This is a genomic window from Accumulibacter sp. (assembly GCF_023806635.1).
GTDB lineage: Bacteria > Pseudomonadota > Gammaproteobacteria > Burkholderiales > Rhodocyclaceae > Accumulibacter.
In genome coordinates this window covers 21786-38887 of record NZ_JAMTDQ010000083.1, presented here as the reverse complement: position 1 = coordinate 38887, position 17102 = coordinate 21786, and the positions used below count along the sequence as shown (strand labels likewise).

General features: G+C 66.2%; 16 protein-coding genes. 14 read left to right on the top strand and 2 right to left on the bottom strand.

What is annotated here, in order from left to right; all coding sequences use genetic code 11:
* Nucleotides 1–20: 20 nt before the first annotated feature.
* Complete coding sequence (scpB, locus tag NFW30_RS14475; RefSeq protein ID WP_295356838.1) at nucleotides 21–800, top strand: methylmalonyl-CoA decarboxylase; 780 nt, start codon at nucleotides 21–23, stop codon at nucleotides 798–800.
* 61 nt (nucleotides 801–861) lie between these two features.
* Here scpB and NFW30_RS14470 read toward each other — a convergent pair whose 3' ends face one another.
* Entirely contained in the window at nucleotides 862–1461 is a 600-nt protein-coding gene (locus tag NFW30_RS14470; RefSeq protein WP_295356835.1) for a response regulator, read from the bottom strand.
* Nucleotides 1458–3449, bottom strand: a complete 1992-nt coding sequence (locus tag NFW30_RS14465) for a PAS domain S-box protein (protein WP_295356832.1) — start codon at nucleotides 3447–3449, stop codon at nucleotides 1458–1460. Before NFW30_RS14465 ends, NFW30_RS14470 begins: the two co-directional genes overlap by 4 nt.
* A 195-nt stretch (nucleotides 3450–3644) precedes the next feature.
* Here NFW30_RS14465 and NFW30_RS14460 point away from each other — a divergent pair, with 195 nt between their 5' ends.
* From NFW30_RS14460 to NFW30_RS14400, 13 genes are all read left to right on the top strand, one after another.
* The gene (locus tag NFW30_RS14460; RefSeq protein WP_295356829.1) at nucleotides 3645–4658 is read left to right on the top strand and encodes a TRAP transporter substrate-binding protein; all 1014 of its coding nucleotides are present in this window, start codon (nucleotides 3645–3647) and stop codon (nucleotides 4656–4658) included.
* 83 nt (nucleotides 4659–4741) lie between these two features.
* Complete coding sequence (locus NFW30_RS14455; RefSeq protein ID WP_295356826.1) at nucleotides 4742–5440, top strand: TRAP transporter small permease; 699 nt, start codon at nucleotides 4742–4744, stop codon at nucleotides 5438–5440.
* Nucleotides 5437–6720, top strand: coding sequence for a TRAP transporter large permease subunit (locus NFW30_RS14450; protein WP_295356824.1), 1284 nt, complete (start codon nucleotides 5437–5439; stop codon nucleotides 6718–6720). Before NFW30_RS14455 ends, NFW30_RS14450 begins: the two co-directional genes overlap by 4 nt.
* A 246-nt stretch (nucleotides 6721–6966) precedes the next feature.
* Complete coding sequence (ndk, locus tag NFW30_RS14445; protein ID WP_295356821.1) at nucleotides 6967–7395, top strand: nucleoside-diphosphate kinase; 429 nt, start codon at nucleotides 6967–6969, stop codon at nucleotides 7393–7395.
* Nucleotides 7396–7425: 30 nt separating this feature from the next.
* Nucleotides 7426–8547: a 23S rRNA (adenine(2503)-C(2))-methyltransferase RlmN gene (gene rlmN / locus NFW30_RS14440; protein WP_295356817.1), complete on the top strand. Its 1122-nt coding sequence runs from the start codon at nucleotides 7426–7428 to the stop codon at nucleotides 8545–8547.
* Entirely contained in the window at nucleotides 8538–9338 is an 801-nt protein-coding gene (pilW, locus tag NFW30_RS14435; protein WP_295356814.1) for a type IV pilus biogenesis/stability protein PilW, read from the top strand. The genes rlmN and pilW overlap by 10 nt, the downstream gene beginning before the upstream one ends.
* Nucleotides 9335–10258 (top strand): helix-turn-helix domain-containing protein, encoded by a 924-nt coding sequence (locus NFW30_RS14430; RefSeq protein ID WP_295356811.1) that lies wholly within the window; start codon nucleotides 9335–9337, stop codon nucleotides 10256–10258. Before pilW ends, NFW30_RS14430 begins: the two co-directional genes overlap by 4 nt.
* A 25-nt stretch (nucleotides 10259–10283) precedes the next feature.
* Nucleotides 10284–11528 carry a flavodoxin-dependent (E)-4-hydroxy-3-methylbut-2-enyl-diphosphate synthase gene (ispG, locus tag NFW30_RS14425; RefSeq protein WP_295356808.1) on the top strand — a complete coding sequence of 415 codons (1245 nt, stop codon included), beginning with the start codon at nucleotides 10284–10286 and terminating at the stop codon, nucleotides 11526–11528.
* A complete protein-coding gene (hisS, locus tag NFW30_RS14420; RefSeq protein ID WP_295356805.1) occupies nucleotides 11525–12823 on the top strand; it encodes a histidine--tRNA ligase in 1299 nt (432 codons plus the stop codon). Before ispG ends, hisS begins: the two co-directional genes overlap by 4 nt.
* Nucleotides 12823–13506, top strand: coding sequence for a tetratricopeptide repeat protein (locus NFW30_RS14415; RefSeq protein WP_295356802.1), 684 nt, complete (start codon nucleotides 12823–12825; stop codon nucleotides 13504–13506). The genes hisS and NFW30_RS14415 overlap by 1 nt, the downstream gene beginning before the upstream one ends.
* Complete coding sequence (gene bamB, locus NFW30_RS14410) at nucleotides 13506–14648, top strand: outer membrane protein assembly factor BamB (RefSeq protein WP_295356799.1); 1143 nt, start codon at nucleotides 13506–13508, stop codon at nucleotides 14646–14648. The genes NFW30_RS14415 and bamB overlap by 1 nt, the downstream gene beginning before the upstream one ends.
* The gene (gene der, locus NFW30_RS14405; RefSeq protein ID WP_295356795.1) at nucleotides 14645–16084 is read left to right on the top strand and encodes a ribosome biogenesis GTPase Der; all 1440 of its coding nucleotides are present in this window, start codon (nucleotides 14645–14647) and stop codon (nucleotides 16082–16084) included. The genes bamB and der overlap by 4 nt, the downstream gene beginning before the upstream one ends.
* 465 nt (nucleotides 16085–16549) lie before the next feature.
* A complete protein-coding gene (locus tag NFW30_RS14400; protein ID WP_295356793.1) occupies nucleotides 16550–17083 on the top strand; it encodes a low molecular weight protein-tyrosine-phosphatase in 534 nt (177 codons plus the stop codon).
* Nucleotides 17084–17102 lie beyond the last annotated feature (19 nt).

Below are 17102 nucleotides of genomic sequence, written 5' to 3'. Positions count from 1 at the left end.
GCGGGCACTGGGGAGATGCTGTGGCACTGATCATCACGGAAACCCGCGACGCGGTCGGCACGATCGTCATGAATCACCTGGCGCGGCGCAACGCGCTCAGCGAGGCGTTGATCGGCGAGATCACGACGGCGCTCGGCGCGTTTCGCGAGCAGGCGATGCGCGCCATCGTGCTGCGCGCTGCCGCCGGCAGCAAGGTCTGGTCGGCCGGACACGACGTCAGCGAGCTGCCGGCCGGTGGCCGCGATCCGCTCGGCTGGAGCGACCCGCTGCGGGTTCTCATTCGGGCGATCCAGGAGTATCCGGCACCGGTGCTCGCCCTGATCGAAGGCGGCGTCTGGGGCGGTGCCTGCGAAGTGGCGATGGCCTGCGACATTCTGGTGGCGACCCCTGAGGCAACCTTCGCGATCACGCCGGCCAAGCTCGGTGTTCCGTACAACCTTGGCGGTCTGCTGACCGTGTTGAACATGATTCCGCTGCCGGTGGCCAAGGAAATGCTGTTCACCGCCCAGCCGATTCCCGTTGCGCAGGCACTGAACCTCGGCGTGGTGAACTACGTACGCCCGGCCGACGAGATCGAGCCCTTCGTTTACAGCTTGGCCGAGAACATCGTCGCCAACTCACCCCTGAGCATCGCGGTGATGAAGGAGGAGCTGCGTCTTTTGTCGAGCGCGCGTTCGGTGACGCCGGAACTGTTCGAGAGGATCCAGGGGCTGCGGCGCGAGGTCTACGACAGCCATGACTACCAGGAGGGACTGGCGGCCTTTGCCGAGAAGCGCAAGCCGCGCTTTCTCGGCCGCTGATCTCCCTGCCGTCGCGCGGGGCCCCGCCCGCCGCCTGGCGGCGCCGGCGCGGCGGTCGCCCTCAGCGCTTGCCGGCGAGCAGTTGCGCCAGTTCGACGGCGGTGCGCACGCCCATCTTGTCGAAGAGATTGGCGCGGTGCACCTCGACGGTGCGCATGCTGATCTGCAGTTCGTCGGCGATCAGCTTGTTCAGCTTGCCGGCGAGAACCAGTTCCATGACCTCGCGCTCGCGCGTCGTCAGGCTGCCCAGGCGGGCACTGAGCGAGTCGGCGTCGGCGGCGGCAAGCCGCTGGTTCGCATCGAGTTTCAGCGCCTCGACGACGCGGTCGACCAGTTCGTTGTCGTTGAACGGCTTCTCGACGAAGTCGAAGGCGCCCTTCTTCAGCGCCGCGACCGCCATCGGCACGTCGCCGTGGCCGGTGAGGAAGATCACCGGCATGCGGCAGCCGCGCTCGCAGAGGACGTCGAACAGTTCGGGTCCGCTCATGCCGCCCATGCGGATGTCGAGCAGGATGCAGCCGGTGCATGAGGGCAGCCATTCGGCGAGGAAGTCCTCGGCCGAAGGGTAGCTGCGGCAGGCGACGCCGCAGGACTCGAGCAGCCAGGCCAACGAGTCGCGGATCGCGTCGTCGTCGTCGATCAGGTGGGCGCAGGGCGTCATTGGCGGTGGATCGGCAGGGTGATGACGAAGATCGAACCGCCTTCAGGGTTGCCTTCGACCCACAGGCGGCCGTGGTGGAACTCGATGATCGAGCGGCAAATGTTGAGGCCCATTCCCATGCCGTCGGCCTTGGTCGAGAAGAGCGGCGTGAAGAGTTTCTCGAGCGCTTCCGGCGGGATGCCTGGGCCGCGGTCGATGACGCGGATTTCCATCTGCGCCTCGACCTGCGTGAGCCTGACCGTCAGCCGCCGGCGTTCGGCCGGCAAGCCGGCCATTGCCTCGATGCCGTTGCGCATCAGGTTGAGCAGCACCTGCTCGAGCATCACCGGGTCGGCCAGCAACTCCGGCCGCATGCCCTGGATTTCGCGCACGATGCGCACGCCGCGATTCCGTGCCGCCGCCTCGATGAAGCCGACGCTGTCGTCGATCACCTCGGCGAGATCGCAGCGCGTGAGCTTCGGTTCGCTCTTGCGGACGAAATCGTGCACGCGGCGGATGATCTGGCCGGCGCGTTGCGCCTGCACCGCCAGCTTGCCGAGCGCCTCGCGGATCTGCAGCGGGTTGAAGTTGCCGGAGTCGAGCTTGTTCAGGCAGCCGGCGTTGTAGCTGGTGATCGCCGCCAGCGGCTGGTTGAGTTCGTGCGCCAGCGTCGATGCCATCTCGCCCATGGTCACCAGGCGAGCGGTCGCCTGCAGCTTCTCCTGCTGCTGGCGGGCGACCTCCTCGGCCTGCTTGCGCGCCGTGACGTCGATGATCGACCCCATCCAGCCGGTCTGCCGGCCGTCGGCGTCGATCAGCGGTGCCTCGTAGATCAGCGCATCGAAGCGGCTGCCGTCCTTGCGCATCAGGCGGATCTCGAAGCCCTCGTGCGGTGCGTTGCCCTGCAGGATGTGGTTGTGCACCTGCAGCGTCCGTTCCATCTCCTCGGGCGCCCAGTAGGGCATCGGCGGCGCCCTGCCGATCAGTTCCTCGGCACTGAAGCCGACCATGCGCAGGAACGAGGGATTGGCATAGGTGACGCGACCATCCAGGTCGCGCGCGCGCATGCCGACCATCAGCGAATCTTCCATCGCCTTGCGGAAGGCGTATTCCGAGCGCAGCGCCTGCTCCGCCGAAAGCCGCCGCTGGATCAGCCCGCGCACCGCCCACAGGCTCCAGAAGACCGCCGCCGCGAGGATGATCACCAGGCTCGCGATCAACGTCTGCGCCAGGTTGCCGGGGCTGCGGTAAGCGGTCACCTGCAGCGTCACGCCGTAGCCCGGCGGGTCGAGGCTGATCGGGTGGGTCAGCGTCGTCGGCGAGGCGTCGACGCGTGACTTGCTCGCCAGCAGGCTGCCGTTTCCGTCGACCGCCCGCACCTGATACTTCTCGGCGAACCACCACGGGATCTGGTGCTTGAGCAGCCCGTTCAGCGAGTACACCGCGAGCAGCGCACCGCGATACGCGCCGTCCGCGAAGATCGGTACATAGACCTCGAACTGGGCGGCCTCGATGGTGCGGAAGGCGTCGCTGTAGATCGGCTTGCCGAGTCGCGCGAGTTCGAGCGAACGGCTGACCGGATTGTCGCCAAAGGCCTCGTCGATGACTCGCGGCAGCGTCAGCGTCGGCATGCCGTGCACCACCTTCGCCGCTGCATCCAGCCACAGCACCTGACGCAGTTCGGGGCTGTTGCGCAGCAGGTGGCGGGCGCGCAGGTCGAACAACTCGGCCGGTCTCTGCGCGCGCGTCAGGTCGAGTGCCAGTTGCTGCAACTGCTCGGCGTTCCCCTCAAGATGGAAGCGCAGCGTCTGCTCGAGCCAGAGTACGTCGGCGATCAGCGCCGATCGCTGCTCGTCGATCTCGTTGCGATGCAGCAGCCAGAGCAGGGCAATCAGCAGGATCAGCAGCAATCCCGTCGCCAGCTTGAGGGCGAAGAGATACCAGGTCGACCACCTGAGCGGCGGTGGGCGCCGCCGATCGTACTGGTAGGGTAGGTGTACCTGCCTCATCGGCAGACATCTTACCCAAGTTCGTCGCTTGCCGCCCGTCCTCGACCAGCAGTCCGTGGCCAGCGACCGCCGCAGGACCGTCGCGGCCGGCCCATTGCGGATTTCCACAATTTTCGCGCACGCGGCTTTCTGTGATAGTCGCCGCTGCAGTAACGGTCGTCACCATTTCGACATCATTCCCAAGGAGGAGAAAACATGAGACTTGCCAAGCTGTTCTTCGGTCTGGCTGCCTGCACGCTGGCGGCGACTCCCTTCACCGCCGTCGCCCAGCAGCCGATCGTCATCAAGTTCAGCCACGTCGTGGCGCACGATACCCCGAAGGGCCTCGCCGCCGAGTACTTTGCCAAGCGCGCCAACGAACTGACCAAGGGCAAGGTCAAGGTCGAGGTTTACGCCAACTCGACGCTGTACAAGGACAAGGAAGAGATGGAGGCGCTGCAGCTCGGCGCGGTGCAGATGCTCGCCCCCTCGCTGGCCAAGTTCGGTCCGCTCGGCGTCAAGGAATTCGAACTCTTCGACCTGCCGTACATCTTCGACAACTATGAGGAACTGCACAAGGTGACGCAGGGTCCGGTCGGTCAGGGCCTGCTCAAGAAGCTCGAGCCGAAGGGGGTCGTCGGGCTGGCGTTCTGGGACAACGGATTCAAGTCCTTCTCGGCCAATACGCCGATCAAGACGCCGGCCGACCTGAAGGGCAAGAAGCTGCGCATCCAGTCGTCGAAGGTGCTCGAGGAGGAGATCCGGGCGCTGAGCGCGCTGCCGCAGGTGATGGCTTTCTCCGAGGTCTATCAGGCATTGCAGACCGGTGTCGTCGATGGCACCGAGAACCCGATCTCCAACCTCTACACGCAGAAGATGTACGAAGTGCAGAAGCACCTCGCGCTCACCGAGCACGGTTACCTCGGTTATGCGGTGATCGCCAACAAGAAGTTCTGGGAAGGTCTGCCGGCCGACGTTCGCGGCCAGCTCGAGCAGGCGATGAAGGAATCGACCATCTACGCCAACAAGATCGCCAAGGAGCAGAACGACAAGGATCTGGAGGGTGTGAAGAAGAGCGGCAAGACGCAGGTGTATACGCTGACTGCCGACGAGAAGAACGCCTTCAAGAAGGCGCTGGCACCGGTGCATGTCAAGATGGAATCGCGCATCGGCAAGGATCTGCTGCAGTCGGTGTACAAGGAGACGGGCTTCGATCCGAGCAAGTTCTGATCGCGGCCGGGAGGACGGAAACGGCCCGTTGGGATGTCTGACCCAGCGGGCCTTTTTTCAGGCAGTCGGAGGAGTCATTTCCCATGAAACTACTGGACCACCTCGAGGAGTGGCTGATCACCTTCCTCATGGGGGCGGCAACGACGATCATTTTCCTGTCGGTCGTGCATCGCTATCTCTCGGGGATCGACATCCCCGGTGTGCAGGACTGGCTGCTGTCGCTGAATTTCGGCTGGGCGCAGGAACTGTGCATCATCATGTTCGTCTGGATGGCGAAGTTCGGCGCCGCCTACGGCGTACGCACCGGCATCCACGTCGGCGTGGATGTGCTGATCAACCGCATGGACGAACAGATGCGCGGCAAGTTCGTCATTTTCGGCCTGCTCGCCGGCGCGCTGTTCACCGGCATCGTCGGCACGCTCGGGGCGCACTTCGTCTGGGAGAACGGCTTCCACTACGCCTCCTATACATTGCTTGGCTGGGACGTCGGTGACGTGCCGGAGGGTCCGACGACGCCCGACCTCGAGTGGCCGACGTGGATCGTCTACAGTGCCATCCCGCTCGGTTCGTCGCTGATGTGCTTCCGCTTCCTGCAGGTGACCTGGAGCTTCATCCGCACCGGCGAACTGCCGCACCACGATCATGGCCACGTCGACGGCATCGAGGAGAATCCCGACGTTGCCGAGACCTACCGCCTCGAGGACAACCTGCATCCGCACGATCGCAACTACTCGCAAAGCCATCCGGAAGATCGGCCCGGTCAGGGAGGAGGGAAGAAATGAACGCCACGATCATCTTTGTCATCCTGCTGGTCCTGATGCTGACCGGCATGCCGATCTCGATCTCGCTCGGCCTGACGGTACTCAGCTTCCTCTTCATGTTCACCCAGGTGCCGCTCGAGTCGGTGGCGCTGAAACTCTTCACCGGCATCGAGAAGTTCGAGATCATGGCGATCCCGTTCTTCATCCTGGCCGGCAACTTCCTCACCCACGGAGGCGTCGCGCGGCGGATGATCAAGTTCGCCACCGACGTCGTCGGCCACTGGTACGGTGGCCTCGGCCTCGCCGGCGTGATGGCCTGTGCGCTGTTCGCGGCGGTTTCGGGCTCGTCGCCGGCAACCGTCGTCGCCATCGGTTCGATCCTGATGCCGGCGATGGTCAAGGCAGGCTTCCCGAACCGCTTCGGTGCCGGCGTCATCACCACTTCGGGCGCACTCGGCATCCTGATCCCGCCGTCGATCGTCATGGTCATGTACTCGGTGGCGACCAACACCTCGGTCGGCGCGCTGTTCATGGCCGGCGTCATCCCGGGCATCCTGCTGGCGATGACGCTGGGTGGCGTCACCTGGTACCGTGCGAAGAAGTTCGACTATCCGCGCATGCCGAAGGCCTCCTTCACGCAGCGCGTCAAGTCCTTCCGCGAGTCGGCGTGGGGCCTGTTCCTGATCGTCGTCGTCATGGGAGGCATCTATAGCGGCATGTTCACGCCGACCGAGGCGGCGGCGATGAGCGCGGTCTATGCCTTCTTCGTCGCCGTCTTCGTCTACAAGGACCTGACGATGAAGGACGTGCCGCGCGTCCTGCTGAACTCGGCGAACATGTCGGCGATGCTCCTCTACATCATCACCAACGCCGTCCTCTTCTCGTTCATCATGACCAACGAGAACATCCCGCAGGCGCTGGCGGACTGGATGCTTGGTCACGGGCTGGGAATGATCGCCTTCCTCCTGGCGGTGAACATCATCCTGCTGCTTGCCGGCAACTTCATGGAACCGTCGTCGATCGTCCTCATCTTTGCACCGATCCTGTTCCCGGTGGCGATGAAACTCGGCATCGATCCGGTACACTTCGGCATCCTGATGGTGGTCAACATGGAGGTCGGCATGTGCCATCCGCCGGTCGGACTCAACCTCTACGTCGCTTCCGGCATCACCAAGATGGGCATCACCGACCTGACCGTCGCCGTCTGGCCGTGGCTGCTGTCGATGCTGGTCTTCCTGGTCGTCGTCACCTACGTGCCGATCATGTCGATCTGGCTGCCGAAGACACTCGGCATGATGTAGCCGTTGGCGGACACCGCGGCCTGTTGCGTCGGGGCGCGCGCGGGGCAACCCGAGCGCGCCCTTCGTTTCGCTGCCGCCGGTCGATGAGCCCGCCGCTCGGCGCGCCGCCAGCCATTGATCTGCGGGCCAATTTGCGCCGCTGCCGGCACGCGCGCGCGAGTCTTGGTATAATCTTCAAGTTATCTGTCTAGCAATATGATTTCCTTTCGTTTTTCTTCTTCATCCACCGCATCCGGAGAGTGCTCCATGGCCAGCGAACGTACCCTTTCCATCATCAAGCCCGACGCCGTCGCGAAGAACGTCATCGGCAAGATCTATTCCCGTTTCGAAACCAATGGTCTGAAGGTGATTGCCGCCAGAATGGCCTGGCTGTCACCACAGGAGGCCGGCGCCTTCTACGCCGTACACCGTGAGCGGCCGTTCTTCAAGGATCTGGTTGATTTCATGATCTCGGGTCCGGTGATGATCCAGGTGCTCGAGGGCGAGAACGCGATCGCCAAGAACCGCGAGCTGATGGGTGCCACCGATCCGAAGAAGGCCGAGCCAGGCACGATTCGTGCGGACTTCGCCGAGTCGATCGACGCCAACGCGGTGCACGGCTCCGACGGGCCGGAGACGGCCAGGGTCGAGGTGGCCTTCTTCTTCCCCGAGATGAGCGTCTACGCGGGTCGCTAGGCGGTTCGCGCAAGCTTTGCGGCGCGTGCCATGGCCGTCAACCTGCTCGATCTCGATGCCGCCACGCTGGCGGCTTTCTTCGCCGAACAGGGCGAGAAGCCGTTTCGCGCGCGGCAGGTGCTGCGCTGGCTGCATCGCTGCGGGCAGGCGGACTTCTCGGCGATGAGCGACATCGCGCGCAGCCTGCGCGCGAAACTCGAGGGGCTGGCGGTCGTGCAGCCGCCGCCGGTCGTCGCCGACCGGCTGGCCGAAGACGGCACGCGCAAGTTCCTCTTCGACGTCGGCGGCGGCAACGCCGTCGAGGCGGTCTTCATCCCCGAGGAGGAGCGCGGCACGCTGTGCATCTCGACGCAGGCCGGTTGCGCGCTCGCCTGCTCGTTCTGCGCCACCGGCAAGCAGGGTTTCAACCGCAATCTGACGGTGGCCGAGATCATCGGCCAGCTCTGGCAGGTGCAGCACGCGCTGGGTGGCTGGTCGGAGCGCCCGGCGAACGGCGAACGGTTGATCAGCAATGTCGTCCTGATGGGCATGGGCGAGCCGCTGGCGAATCTCGACAACACCGTGCGCGCGCTGCGACTGATGCTCGACGACAACGCCTACGGCCTGTCGCGGCGGCGGGTGACGGTGTCGACGTCCGGCCTGGTGCCGGCCATCGACCGGTTGCGCGACGAGTGCCCGGTGGCGCTGGCGGTCTCGCTGCACGCTCCCGACGACGGGCTGCGTGACGAACTCGTGCCGATCAACCGCAAGTATCCGCTGCGCGCGCTGCTCGCCGCCTGCCGGCGCTATCTCGAACGGGCGCCGCGCGATTTCATCACCTTCGAGTACGTCATGATCGACGGCGTCAATGATTCGGATGCGCAGGCGCGCGAACTGCTGGCGCTGACGCGCGAGGTGCCGTGCAAGTTCAACCTGATTCCCTTCAATCCCTTCCCGGGCTCGCCGTACCGGCGCTCGCCGGCGACGCGGGTGCGTCGCTTCGCCGACATCCTGCTCGCCGCCGGCGTCGTCACGACGACGCGCAGGACGCGGGGTGACGACATCGCCGCCGCCTGTGGCCAACTCGCCGGGCAGGTGCGCGACCGGACGCAGCGCGGGAGCCGCCGTTTCGTAGTCGAGCGGGTGTCGCGGGAGGCGAGCACATGCGGCTGATGCTTTGTTGCCTCCTCGTTTGCCTGGGCCTTTCTGCCTGCTCTTCCGGCTCGGTGTCGCCGGCAGCGAAGAAGCCCGCCGAGGATGAGGTCGATTCGCGCCAGCCGACCAAGCCGCGCGATCCGCGCACGCGCGCCAAGCTGCATACCGAACTCGGAGCGATGTATCTGCAGAGCGGCAACCTGACGGTCGCGCTCGAGGAGATGAGCATCGCCATCCTGATCGATCCGGACTATGCGACGGCCTACGCGATGCGCGGACTGGCGGCGTACCGCATCCGCGAGCTGCAGCTGGCCGACCAGGATTTTCGTCGCGCGCTCAGCCTCGACGGCAAGGACCCGGAGATCAACAACAATTACGGCTGGTTCCTCTGTCAGGTGGGACGTGAGAAGGAGGGTCTCGGCCATATCCAGACGGCAATGAGGAACCCGCTCTACAAGACGCCGGAAAAGGCCTACCTCAATGCCGGCAGCTGCTATGCCCGGATTGGCGATCTGGCGAGTGCCGAAGCTCATGTCGAGCAAAGCCTGCGCATCCTGCCGGGGAACCCGACGGCGCTGCTCGAACTGGCCAGCATCAATTTCCGCAAGGGTGACGTCGAGCGGGCGCGCCACGAACTCGTCGAACTGCTGCGCCACAACGACCCCAACGCCGAGGCGCTGTGGCTCGGCGTGCGAATCGAGCGGGCTCTCGGCAACCGTCCGGCGGAAGCCCGTTACGCCAGCCAGCTGCGACGCAAGTTCCCGCTGTCGCCCGAGGCGGAGGAGTTGCTGAAGGGAAGAGCGGAATGAGCGAGCAGGGCATTCTCCCGCTCCCGCCCGACGAGCGGCCGGCTGCCGCCGCTCCCACCGGGACGGCAGGCGGATCGCCAGCTACAGCGGCCGGCGGTGTCGGGCATCAACTGCGCGCAGCGCGCGAGGGGCGCGGGCTCAGTCTGGCCGAGGTGGCGCAGTCGCTCAAGCTCGGGCAGGGCCAGGTGGCCGCTATCGAGAATGAGGATTGGCAGCTCTTGCCGGGCAACACGATGATTCGCGGCTTCGTCCGCAACTACGCCCGCCTGTTCAATCTGGACGTCGAGCAGCTGATGCGCGGCCTCGACGCTGCCCGGCTGGAGCAGAAGCCGCAGCTCGCCGCTTCTGCCGGGACCAGCCCCAGCCTGCCATCTTCGTCGGGCCGCCGGGCCGAACGACGCGATTACCTGGCCGCTCTGGGCGGGCTGCTGTTGCTGGCGCTGGCGGTGTTGGTCTACTTCTTTGCGCCGCTCAAGGAGTGGCAGGCGCGGCTGAGCGAGATGATCGAGAGCCGGTCGATGGCGCCGCATGCCGAACGCGCGCAGCCCGCGCCGGTGCTGCCGACAGCCACCGATTCGACGCCGCGTGCGGCTTCTGCCGAATCGGTGACCAGCGTCAGCCCGCCGAATGCCACGGTGCTGGCGGCGGCAGCGTCGTCGTCCGCGGACGCGGCGCCCGCTGGCGGCGGCGATCTCAGGCTGTCGTTTGCCCAGTCGGCGTGGGTCGAGGTGCGCGACGCCATGGGTCAGACGATCGTTTCCGGAATGATGCCGGCTGCGAGCCAGCGCGAGGTCGGTGGTCAGGCCCCTTTTTCGCTTGTGATCGGCAACGCGACGCAGGTAACGCTGCAGTATCGCGGTCGCATGATCGATCTGGCGCCGCACAGCAAGGGTGACGTCGCCCGGCTGACGGTCGAGTGAGGCCGGTGTCCGTGGTGAGCAGACGGTGAACGGTACGGTCGAGGGCACGCTGCGCCGGCCGACGCGGCCGGTCCGGGTGGGGCAGGTGACGATTGGTGGCGCGGCGCCGGTCGTCGTCCAGTCGATGACCAACACGGACACGGCCGACGTCGTCCGCACGGCGATCCAGTGCGCCGAGCTGGCACGTGCAGGGTCGGAACTGGTTCGGGTGACGGTCAACACGCCGCAGGCAGCTGCCGCCGTGGCCCCGATCCGTGAACAGCTGGGCCGCATGGGGGTCGATGTGCCGCTGATCGGCGACTTCCATTACAACGGGCATCGCTTGCTTGCCGACCATCCGGAGTGCGCCGCGGGGCTGGCCAAGTACCGCATCAATCCGGGTAACGTCGGTCACGGCCGCAAACGCGACGAGCAGTTCGCGCAGATGATCGAAATCGCCTGCCGATACGAGAAGCCCGTGCGCATCGGCGTCAACTGGGGCAGCCTCGACCAGGATCTGCTGGCGCGCATCATGGATGAGAACGCGCGCCGTCCGGTGCCGCAGGACGCGGTCGCCGTGATGCGCGAGGCGATGGTCGTCTCGGCGCTCGAATCGGCAGCCCGGGCCGAGGCCCTCGGCATGCCAGGGGAGCGGATCGTGCTGTCGTGCAAGGTTTCGGGAGTGCAGGACCTGATCGCGATCTATCGCGAGTTGTCACGGCGCTGCGACTACCCTTTGCATCTGGGGTTGACCGAAGCCGGCATGGGCTCGAAGGGCATCGTCGCGTCGACGGCGGCGATGGCGGTCCTGCTGCAGGAGGGGATTGGCGACACGATCCGCGTCTCGCTGACCCCGGACCCCGGCGGCGCGCGGACGCAGGAGCTGATCGTCGCGCAGGAGATGCTGCAGACGATGGGGCTGCGCGCCTTCACGCCGATGGTCGTCGCCTGTCCCGGGTGCGGGCGGACGACCAGTACGTTCTTCCAGGAACTGGCGCAGTCGATCCAGGAGCATGTGCGGCGGCGGATGCCGCAGTGGCGGGTCGAGCATGATGGCGTGGAGAACATGACGCTGGCGGTGATGGGCTGCGTCGTCAACGGGCCGGGGGAGAGCAAGCACGCGAACATCGGCATCAGCCTGCCGGGAACCGGCGAGGCGCCGGTGGCGCCGGTCTTCGAGGATGGGATGAAGACGGTGACACTGCGCGGCGAGCACATCGCCGACGAGTTCACCGCCATCGTCGATGCCTACGTCGCACGTACCTACCGGAGAAAGACCGTGACGCGATGAGTACGAACAGGATCCAGTCCCTGCGTGGCATGAGCGACATCCTGCCCGATGAGGCGGAGTTCTGGGACCGTTTCGACGAGACCGTCCGTTCCTGGCTGCGCGCCTATGGTTACCGGCCGATCCGCCTGCCGATCGTCGAACCGACGCCGCTTTTCAAGCGGGCGATCGGCGAAGTGACCGACATCGTCGAGAAGGAGATGTACTCGTTCGTCGACAGCCTCAACGGCGAGCAATTGACGCTGCGCCCGGAAGGAACGGCGGGCTGCGTGCGGGCGGTGATCCAGCACAACCTCGTGGCACAGCAGCCGCAGAGGCTCTATTACATGGGCCAGATGTTCCGCCACGAACGGCCGCAGAAGGGGCGCTATCGGCAGTTCCACCAGGTCGGTGTCGAAGCGCTCGGCTTTGCCGGACCCGACGTCGATGCCGAGCAGATCCTCATGGGCGCCCGCCTGTGGGACGACCTCGGCCTCGATGGCATCGCCCTGCAGCTCAATACGCTCGGCCAGCCGGCGGAGCGCGCGCGGCATCGCGCCGAGCTGATCGCCTACCTCGAGCGGCACGGCGATCTGCTCGACGAGGACAGCCGCCGGCGCCTGCACAGCAATCCACTGCGCATTCTCGACAGCAAGAACCCGTCTCTGCAGGAACTGATCCATGGCGCGCCGCGGCTGCTCGATCATCTCGGCGACGAATCGCTGGCGCACTTCGCAGGCGTGCAGCAGGTGCTGCGCGACGCCGGCCAGCCGTTCGAGATCAACCCGCGCCTGGTGCGGGGACTCGACTACTACAATCTGACCGTCTTCGAGTGGGTGACGGATCGTCTCGGAGCGCAGGGGACGGTCTGTGCCGGCGGTCGCTACGACGGGCTGGTCGAACAACTGGGCGGCAAGCCGGCGCCGGCCTGCGGATTCGCCATGGGCGTCGAGCGGCTGACGACCCTGATCCGCGAGGCTGGCGGCGCCACCGGTTCGCAGCCGGTGGACGTCTATGTCGTGCATCAGGGTGTCGCGGCTTCGCGCCTGGCGGCGCGGGTCGCCGAGTCGCTGCGTGATCGCGGCATCGACGTCCTCTTCCATTGCGGCGGCGGCGGCTTCAAGTCGCAGATGAAGAAGGCCGACGCCTCAGGCGCTGCCTTCGCCGTCATCATCGGCGACGACGAGGCAAGCACCGGCGAGGCGAGCCTGAAGCCGTTGCGGCCACTGGGCGAGCTGCCCAACGAACAGCGGCGCATCGGCGTAGACCGCCTTGCCGACGCGATCATCGATGCAACAATGGATTGGGAGGACGCCTGATGGCTACCTACGACCTCGAAGAACAGGAACAGATCGCCGAGCTGAAGGCATGGTGGAAGCAGTACGGCAACCTCGTGACCGGCATCATCACGGCGGCAGCGCTCGCGGCACTTGCCTGGCAGGGCTGGAACTGGTACCAGCGGCAGCAGTCAGCGCAGGCAGCGGTGGTATTCGCGGGCCTGCAGAAGGCGATCGCCAGCAATGACTCGCAGCGCATCAAGGCGGCGAGCGGCGAGTTGGCCGACAAGTATGGTGGCACGGCCTATGCGCCACTGGCGGCACTGAAGACGGCGCGGGCACTGATCGATGCCGGCGATGTCAGGACGGCAAGAGTGCAACTCGCCTGGGTCGTCGAGCACGGCAAGGATGAACTGCGCGATGTCGCGCGGCTGCGGCTGGCCGCCCTGCTGCTCGACGAGAAGGCTTACGACGAGGCTCTGAAGCTGCTCGAGGCAACGCCTGCTGCCGGTTTCGCCGTGCGCTTCGCCGACGCCCGCGGCGATGTCCTGGTGGCACAGGGCAAGGCAGGCGAGGCCCGTGCCGCCTACCGGTCCGCCCTGAGCGGGCTCGATGCGGCCGACGGCAGCGGCAAGGGAAGGAACACGCTGCAGGACAGCCAGGCCAACGCCGCCTATCGCGAGTCACTGCAACTGAAGCTCGATGGACTTGGGGAGCCGGGTTGATGATGCGACCACTGCTGGCGGCAGCGGCGCTGGTGGCAAGCCTCGCCGGCTGCTCGACGCTCGACGCGCTCAATCCCTTCAGCAGCAGCGGGCCGAAAATGGCCGAGCTGCAGCCGATCCAGGCCAGCGCCGAGGCGCGGGTGCTCTGGTCGGATGCGGTGGGCAAGAGCGAGGACTACACACTCGTGCCGGCGGTCGTCGGCTCGACGGTTTATGCCGCTGCGCGCGATGGGACGATCGTCCGTCTCGAGGATGGGCAGACGGCGTGGAGGATCAAGGCCGGCGTCGCGCTCGCCGGTGGCGTCGGCGCCGACGCGCGGATGCTCGTCGTCGGTACGGCGAAGGGCGAAGTGCTTGCCTTTTCGACTTTCGACGGCAGTCCGTTGTGGAGAGCGAAGGCGAGCAGCGAGGTGGTTGCACCACCGGCACTGAGTTCGAACCTGGTGATCGTGCGCACGGTCGACCATCGCCTAGCCGCTTACGATGCCAGTGACGGCAAGCGCAGGTGGCTCTACCAGCGTCCCAGTACTCCGTTGTCCCTGCGCGTCACCGCGGCGCCACTGATCATAGAGAAGTACGTCTTCGTCGGCTTTCCGGGTGGCAAGCTGATGGCTGTCAGTCTCGACAACGGCGCTCCGCTCTGGGAAGGGACCGTCGCTCTGCCGAAGGGCGCGACCGAGCTCGATCGCGTCGCCGATGTCACCAGCGTGCCGGTGATCGACGGCCGCATGATCTGTGCCGCGGCCTTCCAGGGACGCATCGCCTGTTTCGATCTCGGCAACGGCAACCTTATCTGGTCGCGCGACATCTCGAGTGCCGCAGGCGTCGCGGTCGACAGCCGTTACCTGTACGTCTCCGACGACAAGGGCGCAGTGCATGCCCTCGACAAGGCGAGCGGCGCCAGCCTGTGGAAACAGGACAAGCTCTTCCTGCGCCGACTGACGGCGCCGCAGCCGTTGCGCAACATGGTCGCGGTCGGCGACGTCAAGGGTGTCGTGCATTTCCTCAGCCGTGACGACGGCTCCTTCGTCGCCCGCCTGAACACCGATGGCAGTCCGATCCGGGCACCGCTGCAGCGGCTCGGGAGCAGTCTGCTGGCACAGACCAGCAAGGGCAGTGTGCTCGCGATCGACGCGCAATGAAGCCGAGCATCGTCCTCGTCGGTCGGCCGAACGTCGGCAAGTCCACGCTCTTCAACCGCCTGACGCGGACGCGCGACGCGCTGGTCGCGGACATTCCCGGCCTCACGCGTGATCGTCATTACGGGCATGGACGGCTGGGCAGCAAGCCCTACCTGGTGGTCGATACCGGCGGTTTCGAACCCCTCGTCCGCGATGGCATCGTGCACCAGATGGCACGGCAGACCGAGCAGGCGATCGACGAGGCCGACGTCATCGTCTTTCTCGTCGATGGCCGCAGCGGTATCACCGCGCTCGACAAGGAGATTGCCAACCGCCTGCGGCGCTCCGGCCGCACCGTCCTGGTTGCGGTCAACAAGGCGGAAGGGATGAGCCCTGGCGTCGTCGCTGCCGATTTCCATGAACTGGGTCTCGGCGAGCCCGTGCCGATTTCGGCGGCGCACGGCGAGGGCGTGCGGTCCCTCATCGAGATCGCCCTGCAGCCCTTTGCCGAGCCGTCGCTGGAGGAGGGCGGCGGCGATTCGATCCGGGTGGCGATCGTCGGTCGGCCCAACGTCGGCAAGAGCACGCTGATCAACACCCTGGTCGGTGAGGAGCGGGTGATCGCCTTCGACCAGCCGGGGACCACCCGCGATGCGATCGAGATCGAGTTCGAGCGCGCTGGCCGCCGCTACAGCCTGATCGATACCGCTGGCCTGCGGCGCCGCGGCAAGGTCTTCGAGACGGTCGAGAAGTTCTCTGTGATCAAGACGCTGCAGGCCATCGAAGGGGCTCAGGTGGTGGTGCTCGTCCTCGACGCCAGGCAGGACATCTCCGACCAGGATGCGCACATCGCTGCCTTCATCCGCGAATCCGGGCGCGCGCTCGTCGTCGCGGTGAACAAGTGGGACGGGCTGACGCCGTACCTGCGCGAGCAGATCAAGGTGGCGCTGGAGAGCCAGCTGTCGTTCATCGACTTTGCCCGCTTCCACTACGTCTCGGCGCTGCGCGGGCAGGGGCTGGAAACGCTGTTTCGCTCGGTCGATGCCGCGCATCAGGCAGCGACCGTCGATCTGCCGACGCCGCAACTGACGCGGGTACTGATCGACGCCGTCGCCCGGCAGGCGCCGCCGCGCAGCGGCCAGTTCCGGCCGAAGCTGCGCTACGCACATCAGGGAGGCCGCAATCCGCCGCTGGTCGTGATCCACGGCAATGCGCTCGACAAGGTGCCCGAGTCGTATCGTCGCTACCTCGAACACGCCTTCCGGGAGGTCTTCAAGCTGCAGGGGACGCCGCTGCAGATCCAGTTCAACGTCAGCGACAACCCGTTTGCCGACAAGCGGGCAGCCGAGCAAGACCGCCGCCGCCCGTCGTCAGGCGGGCGCGGCAAGGCGACCGCTGCAGAGGCACCTGCGGTCGCGCGGCCAGCGATCAGACGGAAAGTTCCCGGCCGCAGCTGAGCGGTCGTCCGGGCATCGTCGCCAGCGCTCAGACCGTGTTGGCGGCGTCCTCCGTCACGCTGCCGGCAACTTCGATCGTCTTTGCAAGCGCTGCCGCCGCAGCTTCCCTGGCCTGATCCAGAATGCTCATCTTGATTACCCCTGTGTGGTAGACCTGTCGAGGCCGAACTCGCATTACAGAGGGTCGAACGCGCTGCTGCCGCCCCCTCCAGAGCAGCCTGTGCCCGGGCCCTTCGAGACGGCAGGCGCGCGACTGCGGGACAAGCCGATCGACTGCCGCACGATTGGCTCCCGATGCGATGACGGGCGGGCTGGGACGGGCTCTTTGATATTGCACTGGAGCCGGTTTCCACCGATCATTACGCCTTCGCAAGTCGCGCCTGCAGCCGCGCATGCGCTCCCCGGGTGCCGCGGTCCGGGGTGCAGCGAGCCGGGGCAGGCTTCACGGTAGCCGGATAACTGAAGGTGATCAAGGTCCTGTTCGTCTGCATGGGAAACATCTGTCGATCGCCGACGGCAGAAGGCGTGTTCCGCCATGTCCTGCGACAGAAGAGTCTTGAGGACCGCGTCGAGGTCGATTCGGCCGGGACCCATGGCTACCATGCCGGTGAGGCACCGGATCAGCGAACGCAGCGCGCGGCTGCGGTGCGCGGTTACGACCTTTCCGAGATGCGGGCGCGCAAGGTCGCGTCGCAGGACCTGGAGTATTTCGACCAGATCCTCGCCATGGACCGCAACAATCTCGATGTCCTGAAGCGCATCTGTCCACCGGAGAAGCACGACCGCCTCGGGTTGCTGATGAGCTACTCGAAGAGCTTCGACGATGACGAAGTGCCCGATCCCTATTACGGCCTCGGGCACGGTTTCGACCTCGTCCTCGACATGATCGAGGACGCGGCGCAGGGGCTGGTCGAGAGCATCGAGCAGCAACTGCTCGCCGCCCCTGTCACCGGGTCGCCCGGCGACCGCGGCGGGGTCGACGGCGAGGAGGGCGGCTGAGGGCAGGCGGCCCGCCGGT